Consider the following 16,466-nt stretch of genomic DNA (forward strand, 5'->3'; position numbering starts at 1 on the left):
TGAAAAGTTTGCAAAGTCCCTCTTTCCCATTTCTGAAAGAGGGGCTTTTCTAAAAAATTGGAAAGCTATGAAAAAGTTTATCTATGGGTTTTTAGCGATTTTCATTTTCTTTGCGTGTAAGCGAAACACTGAGCCTGTTATTCGCTTTCAGAAACCTGCTCATTTTCCCGAACCTAATTACGATTTTTCCCAAAATCCTATCACTACAAATGGGTTTCTTTTGGGTAAAAAGCTGTTTTTTGATGGCATTTTGAGCCGTGATGGTTCTATTAGCTGTGGAAGCTGTCATATTCCGAGTGCAGCTTTTACCCAACACGGACACGATTTGAGCCACGGTATTGACGATAAACTAACCCTTCGCAATGCTTTGCCTATTATGAATTTGGCTTGGGAAAAGGAGTTTTTTTGGGACGGAGGAGTTTTTCATTTAGACCTTTTTGCTATTGCACCCATTGAAGCAGAAAACGAAATGGACGAGAAAATAAGCAATGTTCTTGCCAAACTTCGTAAGCACCCCGAATACCCACGTCTTTTTGAAAAAGCCTTTGGCACGCCTGAAATCAATTTGGACAGGTTTTTGAAAGCTCTTTCGCAGTTCCAATTGATGGCAGTTTCGGCAAATTCCAAATACGATAAATACAAGCGTGGCGAAGCCAATCTTAACGAGCAAGAACTTGCAGGTTTGCAGATTTTTCAGCAAAAGTGTGCCTCTTGCCACAAAGGCGAACTTTTTACTGATAATAATTTTCGTAACAATGGATTGCCACTGCGTACCATACAACTTAATGGCGTGGATACCATAGATACGGGTAGGTACAGAATTACGCTCAATCCGCAGGATAGGTTCAAATTCAAAGTTCCCAGTTTGCGAAATGTAGAAATTTCTCGCCCCTATATGCACGATGGCAGATTTAGAAATTTGGAGCAAGTTCTTGACCATTATAGCTTTGGTGTTCAGGATAGCCCTACGCTTGACCCCCTACTCAAATCCAATGGACATTTGGGCATACCGCTTACGCAAGATGAAAAGCAAAAAATAATCGCTTTTTTGAAAACACTGACTGATGAGGAGTTTATCCGCAATTCACTTTTGCAAGAAGAATAAACTTGTTTTTATGAAAAAATATTGGTTTTTGGTTGTTTTTATCAGTTATGTTTCTGTATCCAATGCCTGTGATATTTGTGGCTGTGGTGTAGGAAGCTATTATTTGGGGCTAATGCCACAATTCAATAAAAACTTTATAGGCTTACGATATCGGAGTTTGCGTTTTAAATCGCACTTAAATTCGCGTATTTTACGCACACGAGAGTATTTTCATACCACAGAGCTTTGGGGACGATTTTACCCTACCCCCAAATTGCAAATTCTCACTTTTTTGCCTTATTCTTTCAACTATCAAACAGACATCAATAATCTGCGTAAAGACCTTCAAGGCTTTAATGATATGATGTTTTTAGCAAGTTACAATGTACTCAATAGGCAGATGAAAGGCGATACCATTCCAAGCAAGTGGAAACATAGCTTATGGATAGGCGGAGGAGTAAAAATACCTACGGGCAGGTACGATTATAGTGAGCAAGACGGCAGTCAGGTGGCTAATGCAAATTTTCAGTTGGGTTCGGGTAGTTTTGATTTTCTGCTCACAGCCTTTTACAATCTGCGTTATGCAAAATTTGGCTTCAATCAAGATGTGAGCTATAAAATTAACACTGCCAATCCTAAAAACTATCGTTTTGGAAATCGGTTTAGTGGAAACTCTAATGTGTTTTATGTTCAGCAATTAGGTAAAAATTTTGCTCTAATGCCTCATATCGGGATTTATTACGAACTTTCAGCCCAAGATGAAAGAAATAGCGAGATTGTAGCGGAAACAGGGGGCAGTTTGCTGGCAGGAAATTTTGGATTGGATTGGTACGCTTTCAAAAAAGTAAGTGTAGGAGTAAATATGCAAATGCCTATTGCTCAAAATTTGGGCAATGGCGAAATTCGTGCTGAAAATCGTTGGAATTTACATTTATCGGTATTGTTCTAAAAATAGTAAAGCCTTCATCAAAAAAGATGAAGGCTTTGAAATAAGAATTTGTTGGGAAAGGTAATTTTTACAAATTACCTCTTACGGCTTGCTCACGCTCAATGGCTTCAAAAAGGGCTTTGAAATTACCTTTTCCGAAAGAGGTTGCACCTTTGCGTTGGATAATTTCGTAAAAGAGCGTAGGGCGGTCTTCTACGGGTTTAGTGAAAATTTGTAGCAAATACCCTTCGTCATCTCTATCTACCAAAATGTTGAGTTCTTTCAGTTTTTGGACATCTTCGTCTATTTTACCTACTCGGTCGTAGAGGTCATCATAGTAGTTATCGGGTACATACAAGAAATCTACGCCACGGCGACGAAGTTCGCTAACGGTATGAATAATATTTTCGGTTTCAATAGCAATATGCTGAACACCTGGACCTTTGTAGAAATCCAAATACTCTTCAATTTGAGATTTTTTTCTACCTTCGGCGGGTTCGTTGATAGGGAATTTAATATAGCCCGTGCCATTAGAAACCACTTTGGACATAAGAGCAGAGTATTCGGTAGAAATATCTTTATCATCAAAAGTTACGAGCAACTTGAAGCCCATTACTTTTTCATAAAATTCTACCCAAGTGTTCATTTTACCGAGTTCTACATTGCCAACGCAGTGATCTACGTGCTTTAAGCCAATCGGTTCAACTTTCATAGTGCTTTTGGCAGGCACATAACCGGGCATAAAAGCACCTTTGTAGTTTTTGCGTTCTACAAAAGTATGGATAGTTTCGCCGTAAGTATGGATAGCCGAAATCACCACTTCGCCATACTCATCTTGCAGTTTTTTAGGTTCAAAAGCCGATTTAGCTCCACGGCTCATTGTTTCATAATACGACTTTTCGGCATCATCTACCCACAAGGCAAGCACTTTTACGCCGTCGCCGTGTTTATGTACGTGTTGTGCAATTTCGCTTTCAGGAAACATTGGAGCGGTAAGCACAAAGCGAATTTTGTTTTGTTGCAATACATACGAAGTTCTATCGCGTACTCCTGTTTCGGGTCCAGCATAAGCTACAAGCTCAAAACCAAAAGCGGCTTGGTAGAAATAAGCGGCTTGTTTGGCATTGCCCACGTAAAATTCAATGTGGTCTGTTCCGAGAATAGGCAAAAAATCTTCCATAAAAGTAAATTTTTTATGTTCAAGAAAAGGACAAACAAAATTTTGCACCAAAATAAGATTTTTTTGCATTTTTTCCAAAAGCATTTATCAGCATTTTGGCAAAGATTTCTAATTTTGCAGGCGAAAAAAATTACTTCTATGCAAAAGCCTTTTATTGTAGGTATTACAGGGGGGAGTGCTTCGGGCAAAACTTCTTTCCTGAAAGGTTTGCTCAATGCTTTCTCAGAAGAGGAGGTCTGCCTTATTTCGCAAGATAACTACTATCGCCCACGCGAAGAGCAACCTGTTGATGAGAATGGTGTGCATAACTTTGATTTGCCCGAATCTATCAATGCTCACGAATACGCTCGCGATATTCAGAAACTTCGCAACGGCGAGGTGGTGTATCGTTTGGAATATACTTACAACAACCCTGATATAGTCCCTAAAACCCTGATTTTTAAGCCTGCTCCTATTATTATCGTAGAGGGGATTTTTGTATTTTACTTCAAAGAAATTGCCGAACTATTAGACTTAAAGATTTTTATTGATGCCAAAGAGCATATCAAACTAAAACGCCGTATTCATCGCGACCAAGTAGAGCGTGGCTACGACCTTTCTGATGTGCTGTACCGCTACGAAAAGCACGTTGCCCCTACCTACGAGCGTTATATTGAACCTTTCAAAAACGAGGCAGATATAATTATTCCCAATAACAAGCATTTTCAGAAACCTTTGGAAATGCTTGTGAGTTATTTAAGAAATAAAATTCAACAAAAATGAAAAAAGCATTTTGGGGGCTTGCTTTGCTTCTCTTTTTTGCTTGCTCCAAGCCGCAGGAAGTAGCTGAAAATATCAGTTATTACTACGATTTAGAGGCTTTTTTGCAAAAACTATATCCCCAAAAAGAGCAAGTTTTTCTTAAAACTACTATTACTGAAAAGCAAAAACAGCAGAAAAGAGTTTCAGATATTCGTTGGGAAAAAGAGTTGGCATTTTTTGAGCAAGCCAATATCAATAAATCCGCTTTTAGGGGCTTATATGATGAGAAAAAGGAGCAAAAAGGCGATACACTTATCTTGCAATACCAAGCTAAAAGTAATGATTTGAAAGTAAAGTTTTTGGAGATAAAATTTGATAAAAGTCAAAAGCCTCTGCATATTAGGGCTTTTTTGCAAACAGAAAATTTTTTGTATTCCTCGGAAAAAGAACTGAATTTGCACTTGGAAGCAGAAAAAATTTTGCGTTATAGCATTAAAGGCAAGCAAAAAATGATTTTTGCAAAAGCTGAAAACTTTGAAATTTACGCCGAAAAGGTTGATGACAAAAGTTAGGGTAAATTTTTTATTTCAGCTTTTTACGAATAGTAAGTAGTCAGACAAAATTAATGTTATATTTTTGATGTTTATTTTGAAAGATACTTATTAGCTCTTTTTTCAAGTTATCAAAAGAGTTATAGGCTTGCAAAGAAAGCCATTCGTACTTACTTTTTTCCAAAAAATTTCTATTAGATTCAATTCTGGACAATAAGGGGGAATAAAGAATAAATACAAATCATATTCTTCTTCCCATTTCTTTATTTTACTTTGAAATAAGCTACTTTTATGAATAGGAGCATTGTCCAGAACGACCACCGTTTTGCAGGTGATACTTTGAGCAAAATCCTCAAACATATCTACTAACTTTTGGGCATTAATAGTTTCTTGTTCAAACAAATACATCTTTCTTTCATTATTGGTCTGATAAAATCCAGCTACATTGATATACTTACCTCTAAAACTGGGCAATTAAATCGTTGCTCCTTTCTGCTGCCAGGCATAAGGCACCACAGGCACTAAACCAAAATAACTTTCATCATAGAAGCACAAGTTAAGGTAATTGGCTTTGGCTAAATCTGACAAAGTCTCTATTTTTTGAGCAGTTTCCTCAAACAAAGCGGTATCTCTTTTAGAAGCCACGCTTTTACGCACCCTACGCCAAGTGTAACCGCTATCTTTTTAAAAAGCGTATCAAAGTCCTTTTTGATACGTCTATTTGATACTTTGAGCTTAAAATGCTCAATACCTCGTTGAGGTTCTGACTATGGGCTTCCAGCAAAATTTCAAGTCCGTCTGACTTATACTGGCTAATTTCTTCTTAGCTCCTTGACCTGGAATTGATTCTAAATCTGATAATTTAGATGTTTCCCAAAGATTGAACCAATGGTAAATGGTTTTTCGGGTTACAGAAAAATGCTCTGCCAATTGAGCAACCGTTAAACCCAAATTAGACGCTAACAAAATACACTCGCAACGTTTCCTCAAAACAGGGCTTTTGCTCTTGAACTTTACCGCTTCTAACAATTCTTTTTCCGTGGAAGTAATACTAATTTTTCGCATTCGCAAAAATATACTTTTTTTGTGGCTTATTACTTATTTCAGAAAAAGGGAAAGAAGCACCACCTGAAATTCTTTTGTTAATGAAAAAACTTGCTGATTTAGCCAGTTTTAATTTCAGAAAGTATGAAAATTCTCAATAACTTCATTCACCTTCCCAAAAATTTTGTAAGTTTGCGGCTATTCACCTAAAAATAAAAATCCAATGAGTTTGACCATTATCGGAACAGTTGCTTTTGACGCCATTGAAACCCCTTTCGGAAAAACAGATAAAATTATTGGTGGTGCGGCGACTTATGCCTCGCTTTCTGCCTCTTATTTTACCAAAAATATCAATCTTGTGGGGGTAGTAGGTGATGATTTCCCTACCGAAACGATAGAAATGTTCCGAAAACACGGCATCAATACCGAAGGTTTACAGATTAAGCAAGGCGAAAAGTCTTTCTTTTGGGCAGGCAAGTATCATAACGATATGAATACCCGCGACACACTTGCCACAGAGCTAAATGTACTTGCCAATTTTGACCCCATCATTCCTGAAAGTTATCAGAATACAGAATACCTAATGCTTGGCAATCTCACGCCTACCATTCAGCGAACCGTAGTAGAACGCCTCCGCAAACGCCCCAAACTGATACTAATGGATACGATGAACTTTTGGATGGATACAGCTTGGGACGAACTAATGAAAACGCTCAAACTCGTAGATGTGCTTTCTATCAATGATGAAGAAGCCCGCCAGCTTGCCAAAGAATATTCTCTTGTAAAAGCCGCAAGAAAAATCCTGACAATGGGTCCCAAAGTATTGGTTATCAAGAAAGGAGAACACGGAGCGTTGCTATTCAACCAAACCCAAGTATTTTTTGCTCCTGCCTTGCCTTTGGAAGATGTTTTTGACCCCACAGGTGCAGGCGATACCTTTGCAGGCGGTTTTATTGGTTATTTGGCAAAAACAGGGGATATTTCTTTTGAAAATATGAAAAATGCCGTGATTTATGGCTCGGCAATGGCATCGCTTTGCGTAGAAAAATTTGGCACCGAACGCCTGCAAAATCTGCAAATCAATGAAATTGAAAGCCGCATTCGCGAGTTTATTGATTTGGTGCAATTTGAAATTGCTTTGGCGTAAATTATCGCTGTAACAATACGGTTCCTGATTGTTGTATTTTTTTTCCAATAAAATCTTCTATCACACATTGGTAGATATATGCCCCTTGTGGCATAGGTTTACCCTGAAATGTGCCGTCCCAGCCTTCACCTAAAACGGCAGATTCAAATATTTTTTGCCCATTAGGTGTAAAAACAGACATTTGAAAATTTTTGATAAAAACACCTTTGGGGAAAAATATATCGTTCAAACCATCGCCATTGGGTGTAAAAGCATTAGGAAAGAAAATTTGGGCAGGACGCTCAACCCTTACCATATTTGAAAAATACTCACCCGAAGCAGTGATAGCTCTGATACGATACAAAATCACCTGATTTTCCAAGTCCTCTTTACTATCGGTATAAGAAAGATTGCTACCTGCCGAAAAATTATCTATTGCTCCCCCTATTGCATTGTACTTAATAACCTGATAAGCTAAAACAGGCTCATTATCAGAATTTTGATACATATTCCACTGCAAAGTTCTTTCGCTGATGCTACTTGTTGTAACTTGTAAAATCATTGGGCAGGTAGGTTTAGAAAAAAGCGTCTGCACGCCGCAAGGTGTCGTAAAACTTACGCTATAACAACTTTTTTGTTTTTCCTTACCTTTTAGCAAAGTCTGTGTAGCGGCAGTTTGTTCAAGCATTTTTGTACCTTCCAAAACCTGATAAGTTCGCAATTCTTCGGGGGCTTGTCCTGTGGCTTGCCAAGAAATTTGCAAATTGTTTTCTAAATCAAACGAAGCATTTACCTTTTTAACTTCCAAAGGCAATCCACTGATAGCAGGAAGCAAAATTTGCGTAAAATCATACTGATTGCCACACTTATCTTGCAAACGTATAAGCACCTGATGCGTTTGCCCTAATGTATTGAGTTTTTCTTTTGTAAAAACTACATTTTGCTGACTCTGATTTTCAAAAGTTGCCAAGAGTTCAGGATTTTGCCCTTGTTTTGAAAAATACACCTCGTAGCGTATATCGGCAAAAACTTGCGGAATCGTAATTTTTATTTTCCCTTCGCAAGTAGAGGCAAGTCCTTCTTGCATTACACTAAAACTACTTGCAATAGCTGAAAGGTTATCATAAATAATCGTACCTGCAATTGTAGTATCGGCATTTACGCCGCTACAATAATCATTGGCAAGGTTCAAAAGAGCGTGTTCGCCTTCAATTTTTAGGGTGTAAGTGCCTGCGGCAGGGTAATTGTAAGTAAAAGGATTGGTAGAAGGGGTAATGTACTGCGTAGCACTATTCCCCAAATCAACCTTATAGCGGTCGTAGGGGGCAAATTCTAAAACCTCAATTTTTACTTGCCTATTGGCACAACGCGTAAGACGAATTTTGGGCTTGGGTGTAGGTAAAACCACTACATAATCGTTGCGAATAGAATTGATATTCCCTGTACCCGGAGCAGGAACATTGCCGATAAGTTCTACGGTGTAAGTACCAGGCTGGGTATAGGTATGTGTTTTGGAGGGCGTAGCCGTCATTGAGGGGAAAAACTTGTAGAGCCTCGTAGGGTCTGGGGCAAAACTCGTACAAGCGACATCATTCATCGTAATAGGTCTGCCCACACATATACGCACCTGCGAAGCCGAAGGTGAGTAGCCCACTGCATAAAAGCAGTTGGGCTGTGCCCAAGCGACTTGCAAAGTCAGTCCCAAAACCAAGATATACCAAAGAGTTTTAAGCATTGCATTATTTTGGAAAAAATCAAGCAAAATTCTTGCCTAAATTACCTTTTAAGTATTCGGTTTTTCTTCCAATTACTGATTTTTTGCCCATTGCTACTCATTGCACCATTGCTAATGGAATGATTTTGCGAAAGCAAAGAAGCTACAAGCACAGCCCCTAATTTTTCGGCATCATCGTTGGGCGAGGTTTGTAATTTTTCAGGGCTAAAATATTGTTTTACGAAATTGGTATCAAACTTGCCTGATAGAAAAACCTCGTGTTCCAGTACAAACTTACAAAAGCCCAAAGTGGTTTCAATACCTGTAATTTGATACTCATCAATGGCTCTTTTCATACGCTCAATGGCTTCGTTTCGGTCTTTGCCTGTGGCAATGAGTTTAGCTATCATTGGGTCGTAGTAAATGGGTATTTCCATACCTTGCTCAAAGCCATCATCTACGCGTATGCCCAAACCTTGGGGACGCTTATAGGTTTGCAATTTGCCTATATCGGGTAAGAAATTGTTGGTTGGGTCTTCGGCATAGACACGTACTTCAATGGCGTGTCCGAGAATTTTCAAATCGTTTTGAGTAAAACTCAAAGGTTTTCCCTCTGCAATACGAATTTGCTCTTTTACTAAATCTATACCTGTGATTTGCTCGGTTACGGGGTGTTCTACTTGCAGGCGAGTGTTCATTTCCAAAAAATAAAAATTCAGATTGCTATCCATTACAAACTCTACGGTTCCTGCATTGTAATAACCACAGGCTTTTGCCACCTTGATAGCGGCTTCGCCAAGAGCTTTACGAACCTCTGGCGTAACCACAGGCGAAGGAGCTTCCTCAATTACTTTCTGATGACGACGTTGCACAGAACACTCTCTTTCAAAAAGATACACCAAATTTCCGTGTTTATCGCCAAGCACTTGTACTTCAATATGTTTGGGAGCGGTAATGTATTTTTCAATAAATACCGAACCATCACCAAAAGCAGAAATCGCCTCGCTGATAGCTCTTTCCATCTGCTCAGCAAGTTCGGCTTCATTTTCTACAATACGCATACCTTTGCCACCGCCCCCCGCCGAAGCCTTGATGAGAATGGGATAGCCTATTTCAGCGGCTATTTTTTTTGCTTCTGCTACATCGCTGATAGCCCCTTCGGTGCCTGGCACCATTGGCACACCAAAAGCCCGAACAGCCTCTTTGGCGGCAAGTTTGCTACCCATTACTTCTATGGCTTGCACAGGCGGACCGATAAATATAATTCCTGCCTGCTCTACCATTTTGGCAAATTGAGCATTTTCAGATAAAAAACCATAACCGGGGTGAATGGCATCTACGTTCAACTTTTTAGCAACCTCTATAATTTTTTCGCCTCGCAAATAAGACTGACTGCTGGGAGCTTCGCCAATACAAACAGCTTCATCGGCAAATCTGACGTGCATTGCGTTTCTATCTGCTTCGCTGAATACAGCTACCGTCTGCAATCCCATTTCTTTGGCAGAACGCATTACCCTTAAAGCAATTTCACCACGATTGGCAACCAAAATCTTTTGAATTTTTCGCATACTTTTTTGTTTTGGGAAATTAGGCAATATTAGCAAAATTTAATGAAACCCAAATCCGATAGCCTCAAAAAAATAAAGCCCCAAACGCAGTCAAGCATTTGAGGCTCTCTTTTGGGTATGGATTTTCTAAAAGTCTTCGTCAGTAGAAAATACTTGTTTTTCTTTGGAAGCCATTACCCCTGCTTTCTGATAGTCGCCTACACGTTTTTCAAAGAAATTGGTTTTTCCTTGCAAAGAAATCATTTCCATAAAAGGGAACGGATTGCTTACGTTGTAAATTTTCTCATAGCCCAAAGCTACTAATAATCTATCTGCAACAAATTCAATATATTGGTTCATCAAATCGGCATTCATACCTATCAAATTTACAGGCAGGGCATCTGTAACAAACTCTTGCTCAATTTTTACAGCATCAGTAATAATTTCCAAGACTTTTTCTTTGGGCAATTTATTCTGTACGTGCTTGGTATAAAGCAAGCAAGCAAAATCGCAGTGCAAACCTTCATCACGAGAAATAAGCTCGTTGGAAAAAGTAAGTCCGGGCATAAGTCCGCGATTTTTGAGCCAAAAAATAGAGCAAAAACTGCCCGAAAAGAAAATACCTTCTACTGCCGCAAAGGCAACCAAGCGTTCTACAAATGAGCCATTGGTTATCCAACGCAAAGCCCAATCTGCTTTTTTGCCTACACAAGGAATGTTGTGAATAGCATTGAGCAAGAAATCTTTCTGCTTGCTATCCTTGATGTAGGTATCAATCATTAGAGAGTAGGTTTCTGAATGGATATTTTCCATCATTATCTGAAAGCCGTAGAAGCATTTAGCTTCGGGAATTTGCACTTCGTTGATGAAATTGATAGCAAGATTTTCATTCACGATACCATCGCTGGCGGCAAAAAATGCCAAAACGTGAGAAATGAAGTGCCTCTCATTGTCGTTGAGTTTGGTATCCCATTCTTTGACATCTTGGGCGAAATCAATCTCTTCGGCAACCCAAAAATTAGCAACCGATTTTTTGTACATTTCCCAAATATCAAAATATTTGATAGGGAACAACACGAAGCGGTTTTTGTTTTCTTGCAAAAGGGGTTCGTTGAAAGCCATTTCTGCTTGATTCATAAGATATTTTGTTTTGTTTGAGTTATGACTAAAAAATGACAAAGCAGTTACGAATTTAAGGCAATTTTTAGGGAAAATCAAATCTTAATGCTGTTTTTTTGCTGAACATTTGGTAAGTAAAATTGCCCGTTTCATATACCAACAGCGGAAGGAAAATGTTTTGTTTGGGAAGAAGTTTGTACTTAAAATTGTACCATAAAAAAGAAAAAAGCCTCAAAAGCTGAACTTTGAGGCTTTTGGGTAGAGGGAGAGGGATTCGAACCCCCGGACCCCGCAAGAGGTCTGCGGTTTTCAAGACCGCCGCAATCGACCACTCTGCCATCCCTCTGAAAATGCGTTTTTTCTGTATTTGCGAGTGCAAAAGTAGAAACTTTTTCTAAAATATGCAAATTTTAGTCAAAAAAAAATGCAAACCTACTCCGAGTACATTCTCTTGTAGGTTTGCAAATTGGTTTATTTTACTATTTTTTGTAAAGATTATAGACCAAATCATAAATAGAGCCACCCTCAATGAACATTGCCCCAATAAGCCAAATGACAAAGATAGTAGGCACAAGAATTGCATACACAAGCCCTTTTACCTCGTGTTTAAGGTGCATAAACTCGGCTACAATGTAGAAAGCCTTCACGAGAGTCATCAGTACGAAAATAGTAGTACGTAAGCCTCCTGTGGGCATAGTAAAGGCAAGTAAAAACTCTAAAGCCGTGATGAAGAATAAAATCCAAAACGTTTTCCAAATAACTTTGGTCTGTGGTTTAGGGTACTCTCCGGGAGGTACATTTTCATAAGCGTATGCCATATTTCTCAAAACTTTTAATTACACAAATTACACCAAATAAAAGAACGTAAATACAAATACCCAAACTAAATCTACAAAGTGCCAATACAAACCTACTTTTTCAACCATTTCGTAGTTTCTACCAGGTCGGTCGTAGATACCCATTGCCACATTGTAGAACACAATTATATTGATAAGAACACCACTAAATACGTGGAATCCGTGAAAACCTGTAATGGTAAAGAAGCAAAAGGCAAAAGGAGCAGGTCCGTATTCATTGATAAAGAGATTGGCACCGTGAATGGTTTGCTTTACCCACTCGCCATTCATCCATACATCACGTACTGCACCCTTATCTGTACCTGTAATGAAGTGTGTCCATTCCCAAGCCTGACAGCCCAAGAAAGTCAAACCACCTAAAATTGTCCAAAGCATCCATTTTTCTACATCGGCTCTATGGCGGCGATGCCCTGCCTCTACGGCAAGCACCATCGTTACACTACTCATAATCAGAATGAAGGTCATCAGACCTACAAAGACCAGTGGTAAATGCTGACCGTGAAAGAAAGGAAAAGCATCAAAAATTCTTTCAGGGATAGGCCAATAATCAGCAGAAGTTACGAATTTTTCACCTGCCTCTTTTATAGATGCAAATTGCTTGGCGTAGTCAGATTCATAATAACCGGTTTTTGTGAAGCGTAACACCGCATAAGCCACCAGTAGCCCCGAAAAAGTAAAAGCATCAGAGAGTAAGAAATACCACATCATTAGCTTTCCGTAGCTGGCTTTGAATGGCTCTTTACCTCCAAACCAAAGTCCTGTTTTTGAGTTTGTTTCTGTTGCAGTAGCTGAATGTGCCATATTTTTATGAGTTGTTTTTGTCTATTATTTCACCACAAATAAAAACCAAACAAATGAAATTTGCAAGTAAAATTTTGGATTTTATCGGTTCAAGCTCATAAAAAGATACAAATATACCCACAAGCCTCCTAAAAAGTGCCAATAAATATTGCAAAGTTCTATTTTGAGCATTGCCTTTTTATGTACCTTGAAACGAAAAGCACTCCAAGTTACATTCAATAAGAAAATCAATCCCGTAATGAGGTGAAAAGCGTGCAAACCCATTAGCACGTACACAAAAGAACCCGCAGGACTCACGGGGTTTCCCATTCTATCCACACCACCTACAAAAATCCCCATTTGTACCAATTTTACCCAACCTTCCCACTGCATTACTAAGAAAGTTATTCCCAAAATCGCCGTAATAAATAAATTTGCTTTGAGTTTGCCAATTTCATCTTTTTTGGCAAAATGATATGATAGTTGCATAAATATACTGCTTACCACAATTACAATCGTACTATACAGCAATACCTCGGGCAAATCGAAGGTTATCCAAGCGTCTTTATCGGATTGCTTGTAGATATAGGCACTGGTAAGCGAAGCGAAAATCATTGTGATACTCACCACAAAAAGCCAAAGCATAAACTTTTTGGGGTTCATTGAAAAAACCTCTTCGGGTTCTTCATAAAAATTAACGGGCTGGTTTTCAAAGGAAGTTGTTTGCATTGCTATATTTTTTGGCAAAATTACAAAAAATCAAAAAATTTAACTATCTTTGGGCAAAATTGTTTGAAAATGACTTCTCTTTCAGACGCATTAGAGTACGAAAACACCGCCGACCACTCATTATCCCAAAAAATTATCGCTTGGGGACTGACTGCTATTCAACTGCTTGTTTTTTTGCTTATTATTCTTGTCTTTCACCCGCTCCACGTTATTTTTTCGCTTTTTGGTTATAAATCGTATATGCTCATTAGCCACGCAATGATGGGTTTGGTGTGGCGTTCTACGCTTCTAATTGGCACGAAAACCCGCCTTGAAGGCTTAGAAGTTTTACAGAATCTCCCTGAAAATACTCCTATCATTGTAGTTAGCAATCATCAGAGCGAATACGAGATTGCGTGTTTGGGCTATCTTTTCAGCAAAACCTCTCATCATCTTAAATATATTGCCAAAAAAGAGCTTGCCTATTGGATACCAAGCGTTTCGTGGAATATTCGCTATGGCGGACACGGCGTAATTGATAGAAGTCAAAAGGTAAATGCTTTGAAATCTATTGAAGATTTTGCTTGGAAGGTGAAAAAAAACAATTGGGCGGCATATATTTACCCCGAAGGCACTCGCAATCGTTATAGCAACGAGGTACGCCCTTTCAAAACTGCTGGTTTTGCAAAACTCTGCGAAATTTTGCCTGAAGCCCCTATTATCCCCATTGCTCTGGAAAATTTCTGGACAGTGAAACGTATGCCTATTGAACCTTTTGCCACTATGCGAGTAAAAATATTCCCACCTCTTTGGCAAAAAGATTTCCCTAATGCAGAAAGTCTTTTACAGCACTGCGAGAATATGATACGCAAAGAGTTAGCCAACTCCTAATTCTCTTTGCCTGATTGCCTCAAAAACAACTATCGCCGCCGAAACGGATACATTCATTGAGTCAATTTTGCCTCGCATTGGAATAATGATGTTTTGATGAGATTTTTCCAACCAAAAAGGGGTAAGCCCTGTGGCTTCTGTCCCCATTACGATAGCAGTGGGCTGGCGGTAGTCAATACTTGTGTAAGGCACCGAAGCCGTTAGTGCCGTAGCAAGCAACTGAAAATTCCTTTTTGCTAAAAAATCAAAGGCTTCCTGATTGGTGCAAGTGATTACTTTTTGGGTAAAAATACAGCCCAAACTTGCCCTTACTACATTCGGATTGAATAAATCGGTTTGTGGATTGCACAGAAAAATTGCCTCTACTCCTGCCGCATCGGCTGTACGAAGAATAGCCCCCAAATTTCCCGGTTTTTCTACATTTTCCAGCACCAAAACCAAAGCATTTTCAGATAAGGCAAGGTTTTGCAGAGTATTTTCAGGTGTTTGCACCACGCAAACCGCTCCAAAGCTATTTTCACGATAAGCAATTTTGGTGAATACATTTTCCGAAACAGCCCAAAAATGTGTTTGCGTATGTTTGGGTAATTTCCCTGCAAAGAAATTTTTTACTTCACTTTCTTTGCTTTGCAAATAAAAAACGCTTTGAATAGCCACCGAAGCACTAATAGCTATTCCAATTTCTATTTTCCCTTCAACAAGCGTTAGCTTTTGCTTTTTGCGTTCAGCGGCTTTTTCTTGCAAACGCAAAATTTGCTTAATCTTCGGATTTTGTAAAGAAGTGATGATTTCGGTCAAAACTATTTTTTTCTTGCAAAGATAAAAAAAGCGACATTATCATCAAAAACGATAATGTCGTCTTTCTCATTCAGTTTTGAAATATTTGAGTGCCTATTTCCCTTCGGTAGGTTGATTTTCTTGTTCCTGTGCGGCTTTTTCAAATACTACTCCCAGAATATCCATACCCAATTTTAATTCTACGGCACAATTTTCCGCAATAGATTTTATTTTTCCCATAGAAGCATTTGAAACAGTGTTGCTCATTACATCAGCTATTTCAAACTCTTTTTCAACTTTTTCCAACATGCATTGCCCGAGTGTTTGCAAAATGGCTTTTTCTTCGTCAGAGTGGGCTTTCTTTACGGTCATTTCTTCCATTTGCTTGCTTACAATTTCTTTGAATTTGGGTTTCCAAGCACCTTTTTCACCAACAAAGTTTTCAACAAAGCATTTATCCATTAGCTTTTGAGCATCATCAGAAAGTTTATCGCCTTTGATGATGTCTTGTGGGGCATAGGTTGCTTCTAACTTTTGAATACTACAATCGCAAACTTTTACAAAATCGTCTTTTGCAATACCCATAACTTTGAAAAACTCTTCTTTGGCTAATTTTTCATCATAAGCTTGCAAGCAACCTTTCTTGAAGTCGCCTTTATCTTTTTCCGACCAAGCACCTTTTTCGCTTTTTTGTCCGCAAGCAGAAAGAAGCATCGCAACAGAAACAATAGCAAAGATTTGTTTTAGCATAAAATTATTGATTTTTAAGGTTAAGAAATAGGAATTAGTAGGAATTAGCGGCGAAACCACGTTTTTACTCGTGATTTCGCCAAGATTAAGGTAGCAGTTTAGTCAATTCTATCAATGCTATCCACGATATGGAAAGCATCCTCAAGGGCATCATCATCGTCTTCATCAAAAATAACCTCTGCAAAGAAATTGGTGCCTCCTCTTTTATCAATAAATCCAAAGAAAATGGTCTTTTTGCCTTTATAGTCGCCGATTACGTAAGCCCCTTCAAAGTCGTCAAGGTCGTGTTCGCCATAATGGCTAATGTTATCAATATAGGTATCGGCTAAAAGCACTAACGCATCTTTCATATTATTGGCTGTAACCTTATGGTCTTGCCAAACAAAAATATCAAACTCAACACCTACGCCTTTGGCTTGGAACTGGTTGGCTGTGTTTGATTTTACCTTGAAGCCCGAAGGTAAAGAAAATTTGAGGTTGTGCTGTTTCCACTGCCAGGTAGTTTGGGCAAAAGCAAAATTTACCCCCAAAAAGAAAACAAGAATGAAAGCTGTTTTTTTCATATTTTTAACGTGAATTATAAGTCTAACTTATTGTTTTCAAGGGATTTAAATAAAAAAACTTAGGGTAATTGAAAAAATGATTAACTTTGAGTTGTACTTTTTAAAT

Annotated in this window: 19 protein-coding genes and 1 tRNA gene; 6 read left to right on the forward strand and 14 right to left on the reverse strand. The window is 38.6% G+C overall.

The genetic code is table 11. From position 1 onward, the window contains the following. Positions 1–67 precede the first annotated feature (67 nt). Together ACWITO_RS02505 and ACWITO_RS02510 are read left to right on the forward strand one after the other, a co-directional pair. On the forward strand, positions 68–1,105 hold the full coding sequence (locus ACWITO_RS02505; protein ID WP_448528429.1) for a cytochrome-c peroxidase: 1,038 nt from the start codon (positions 68–70) through the stop codon (positions 1,103–1,105). A gap of 10 nt (positions 1,106–1,115) precedes the next feature. Beyond that, positions 1,116–2,033 carry a hypothetical protein gene (locus tag ACWITO_RS02510; RefSeq protein ID WP_448528430.1) on the forward strand — a complete coding sequence of 306 codons (918 nt, stop codon included), beginning with the start codon at positions 1,116–1,118 and terminating at the stop codon, positions 2,031–2,033. 67 nt (positions 2,034–2,100) lie between these two features. Here the strand turns inward: ACWITO_RS02510 and hppD are convergent, their stop codons facing one another. Further along, positions 2,101–3,192 carry a 4-hydroxyphenylpyruvate dioxygenase gene (hppD, locus tag ACWITO_RS02515; protein ID WP_448528451.1) on the reverse strand — a complete coding sequence of 364 codons (1,092 nt, stop codon included), beginning with the start codon at positions 3,190–3,192 and terminating at the stop codon, positions 2,101–2,103. A 138-nt stretch (positions 3,193–3,330) separates the two neighbouring features. On the opposite strand from hppD, the gene udk reads away from it, so the two are divergent. Both udk and ACWITO_RS02525 read left to right on the forward strand, forming a co-directional pair. Beyond that, on the forward strand, positions 3,331–3,954 hold the full coding sequence (udk, locus tag ACWITO_RS02520) for a uridine kinase (protein ID WP_448528431.1): 624 nt from the start codon (positions 3,331–3,333) through the stop codon (positions 3,952–3,954). Beyond that, the gene (locus tag ACWITO_RS02525; protein ID WP_448528432.1) at positions 3,951–4,505 is read left to right on the forward strand and encodes a hypothetical protein; all 555 of its coding nucleotides are present in this window, start codon (positions 3,951–3,953) and stop codon (positions 4,503–4,505) included. Before udk ends, ACWITO_RS02525 begins: the two co-directional genes overlap by 4 nt. Positions 4,506–4,607: 102 nt before the next feature. Here ACWITO_RS02525 and ACWITO_RS02530 read toward each other — a convergent pair whose 3' ends face one another. The 3 genes from ACWITO_RS02530 to ACWITO_RS02540 form a co-directional block, all read right to left on the reverse strand. Further along, on the reverse strand, positions 4,608–4,958 hold the full coding sequence (locus tag ACWITO_RS02530) for a transposase (protein ID WP_448528433.1): 351 nt from the start codon (positions 4,956–4,958) through the stop codon (positions 4,608–4,610). Continuing rightward, on the reverse strand, positions 4,959–5,129 hold the full coding sequence (locus ACWITO_RS02535) for a hypothetical protein (protein WP_448528434.1): 171 nt from the start codon (positions 5,127–5,129) through the stop codon (positions 4,959–4,961). It lies immediately after the preceding gene. A 99-nt stretch (positions 5,130–5,228) separates the two neighbouring features. Beyond that, positions 5,229–5,549, reverse strand: a complete 321-nt coding sequence (locus ACWITO_RS02540) for a helix-turn-helix domain-containing protein (RefSeq protein WP_448528435.1) — start codon at positions 5,547–5,549, stop codon at positions 5,229–5,231. A 202-nt stretch (positions 5,550–5,751) separates the two neighbouring features. On the opposite strand from ACWITO_RS02540, the gene ACWITO_RS02545 reads away from it, so the two are divergent. After that, positions 5,752–6,675, forward strand: coding sequence for a PfkB family carbohydrate kinase (locus tag ACWITO_RS02545; RefSeq protein ID WP_448528436.1), 924 nt, complete (start codon positions 5,752–5,754; stop codon positions 6,673–6,675). Between the two features lies 1 nt (position 6,676). Here the strand turns inward: ACWITO_RS02545 and ACWITO_RS02550 are convergent, their stop codons facing one another. The 7 genes from ACWITO_RS02550 to ACWITO_RS02580 form a co-directional block, all read right to left on the reverse strand. Beyond that, positions 6,677–8,389, reverse strand: a complete 1,713-nt coding sequence (locus tag ACWITO_RS02550; protein WP_448528437.1) for a T9SS type B sorting domain-containing protein — start codon at positions 8,387–8,389, stop codon at positions 6,677–6,679. Between the two features lie 41 nt (positions 8,390–8,430). Further along, a complete protein-coding gene (gene accC, locus ACWITO_RS02555; protein ID WP_448528438.1) occupies positions 8,431–9,936 on the reverse strand; it encodes an acetyl-CoA carboxylase biotin carboxylase subunit in 1,506 nt (501 codons plus the stop codon). Between the two features lie 126 nt (positions 9,937–10,062). Continuing rightward, the gene (locus ACWITO_RS02560) at positions 10,063–11,052 is read right to left on the reverse strand and encodes a ribonucleoside-diphosphate reductase small subunit (protein WP_448528439.1); all 990 of its coding nucleotides are present in this window, start codon (positions 11,050–11,052) and stop codon (positions 10,063–10,065) included. 241 nt (positions 11,053–11,293) lie between these two features. Beyond that, positions 11,294–11,380, reverse strand: a tRNA-Ser gene (locus tag ACWITO_RS02565). A gap of 133 nt (positions 11,381–11,513) precedes the next feature. Continuing rightward, the gene (locus ACWITO_RS02570) at positions 11,514–11,852 is read right to left on the reverse strand and encodes a cytochrome C oxidase subunit IV family protein (RefSeq protein ID WP_448528440.1); all 339 of its coding nucleotides are present in this window, start codon (positions 11,850–11,852) and stop codon (positions 11,514–11,516) included. 27 nt (positions 11,853–11,879) lie between these two features. Continuing rightward, the gene (locus tag ACWITO_RS02575; RefSeq protein ID WP_448528441.1) at positions 11,880–12,692 is read right to left on the reverse strand and encodes a cytochrome c oxidase subunit 3; all 813 of its coding nucleotides are present in this window, start codon (positions 12,690–12,692) and stop codon (positions 11,880–11,882) included. 81 nt (positions 12,693–12,773) lie between these two features. Beyond that, positions 12,774–13,400, reverse strand: a complete 627-nt coding sequence (locus ACWITO_RS02580; protein ID WP_448528442.1) for a cytochrome c oxidase subunit 3 — start codon at positions 13,398–13,400, stop codon at positions 12,774–12,776. A gap of 69 nt (positions 13,401–13,469) precedes the next feature. Between ACWITO_RS02580 and ACWITO_RS02585 the strand changes: the two genes are divergently transcribed. Beyond that, positions 13,470–14,270 carry a lysophospholipid acyltransferase family protein gene (locus ACWITO_RS02585; RefSeq protein WP_448528443.1) on the forward strand — a complete coding sequence of 267 codons (801 nt, stop codon included), beginning with the start codon at positions 13,470–13,472 and terminating at the stop codon, positions 14,268–14,270. On the opposite strand, the gene ACWITO_RS02590 is transcribed toward ACWITO_RS02585, so the two are convergent. The 3 genes from ACWITO_RS02590 to ACWITO_RS02600 form a co-directional block, all read right to left on the reverse strand. Next, entirely contained in the window at positions 14,256–15,068 is an 813-nt protein-coding gene (locus tag ACWITO_RS02590) for a TrmH family RNA methyltransferase (protein WP_448528444.1), read from the reverse strand. The genes ACWITO_RS02585 and ACWITO_RS02590 overlap by 15 nt on opposite strands. A gap of 93 nt (positions 15,069–15,161) precedes the next feature. Next, positions 15,162–15,797 carry a hypothetical protein gene (locus ACWITO_RS02595; RefSeq protein WP_448528445.1) on the reverse strand — a complete coding sequence of 212 codons (636 nt, stop codon included), beginning with the start codon at positions 15,795–15,797 and terminating at the stop codon, positions 15,162–15,164. A 98-nt stretch (positions 15,798–15,895) separates the two neighbouring features. After that, a complete protein-coding gene (locus tag ACWITO_RS02600) occupies positions 15,896–16,360 on the reverse strand; it encodes a hypothetical protein (RefSeq protein WP_448528446.1) in 465 nt (154 codons plus the stop codon). Positions 16,361–16,466 lie beyond the last annotated feature (106 nt).

This window comes from Raineya sp. (assembly GCF_053497555.1).

What these genes read in the sequence shown, in the direction of transcription:
- ACWITO_RS02600 (WP_448528446.1), bottom strand. Translation starts at nt 16,360, where the DNA reads ATGAAAAAAACAGCTTTCATTCTTGTTTTCTTTTTGGGGGTAAATTTT.
- ACWITO_RS02580 (WP_448528442.1), bottom strand. Translation starts at nt 13,400, where the DNA reads ATGCAAACAACTTCCTTTGAAAACCAGCCCGTTAATTTTTATGAAGAA.
- udk (WP_448528431.1), top strand. Translation starts at nt 3,331, where the DNA reads ATGCAAAAGCCTTTTATTGTAGGTATTACAGGGGGGAGTGCTTCGGGC.
- ACWITO_RS02540 (WP_448528435.1), bottom strand. Translation starts at nt 5,549, where the DNA reads ATGCGAAAAATTAGTATTACTTCCACGGAAAAAGAATTGTTAGAAGCG.
- ACWITO_RS02575 (WP_448528441.1), bottom strand. Translation starts at nt 12,692, where the DNA reads ATGGCACATTCAGCTACTGCAACAGAAACAAACTCAAAAACAGGACTT.
- hppD (WP_448528451.1), bottom strand. Translation starts at nt 3,192, where the DNA reads ATGGAAGATTTTTTGCCTATTCTCGGAACAGACCACATTGAATTTTAC.
- ACWITO_RS02550 (WP_448528437.1), bottom strand. Translation starts at nt 8,389, where the DNA reads ATGCTTAAAACTCTTTGGTATATCTTGGTTTTGGGACTGACTTTGCAA.
- ACWITO_RS02570 (WP_448528440.1), bottom strand. Translation starts at nt 11,852, where the DNA reads ATGGCATACGCTTATGAAAATGTACCTCCCGGAGAGTACCCTAAACCA.
- ACWITO_RS02595 (WP_448528445.1), bottom strand. Translation starts at nt 15,797, where the DNA reads ATGCTAAAACAAATCTTTGCTATTGTTTCTGTTGCGATGCTTCTTTCT.
- ACWITO_RS02585 (WP_448528443.1), top strand. Translation starts at nt 13,470, where the DNA reads ATGACTTCTCTTTCAGACGCATTAGAGTACGAAAACACCGCCGACCAC.
- ACWITO_RS02560 (WP_448528439.1), bottom strand. Translation starts at nt 11,052, where the DNA reads ATGAATCAAGCAGAAATGGCTTTCAACGAACCCCTTTTGCAAGAAAAC.
- ACWITO_RS02510 (WP_448528430.1), top strand. Translation starts at nt 1,116, where the DNA reads ATGAAAAAATATTGGTTTTTGGTTGTTTTTATCAGTTATGTTTCTGTA.
- ACWITO_RS02525 (WP_448528432.1), top strand. Translation starts at nt 3,951, where the DNA reads ATGAAAAAAGCATTTTGGGGGCTTGCTTTGCTTCTCTTTTTTGCTTGC.
- ACWITO_RS02545 (WP_448528436.1), top strand. Translation starts at nt 5,752, where the DNA reads ATGAGTTTGACCATTATCGGAACAGTTGCTTTTGACGCCATTGAAACC.
- accC (WP_448528438.1), bottom strand. Translation starts at nt 9,936, where the DNA reads ATGCGAAAAATTCAAAAGATTTTGGTTGCCAATCGTGGTGAAATTGCT.
- ACWITO_RS02505 (WP_448528429.1), top strand. Translation starts at nt 68, where the DNA reads ATGAAAAAGTTTATCTATGGGTTTTTAGCGATTTTCATTTTCTTTGCG.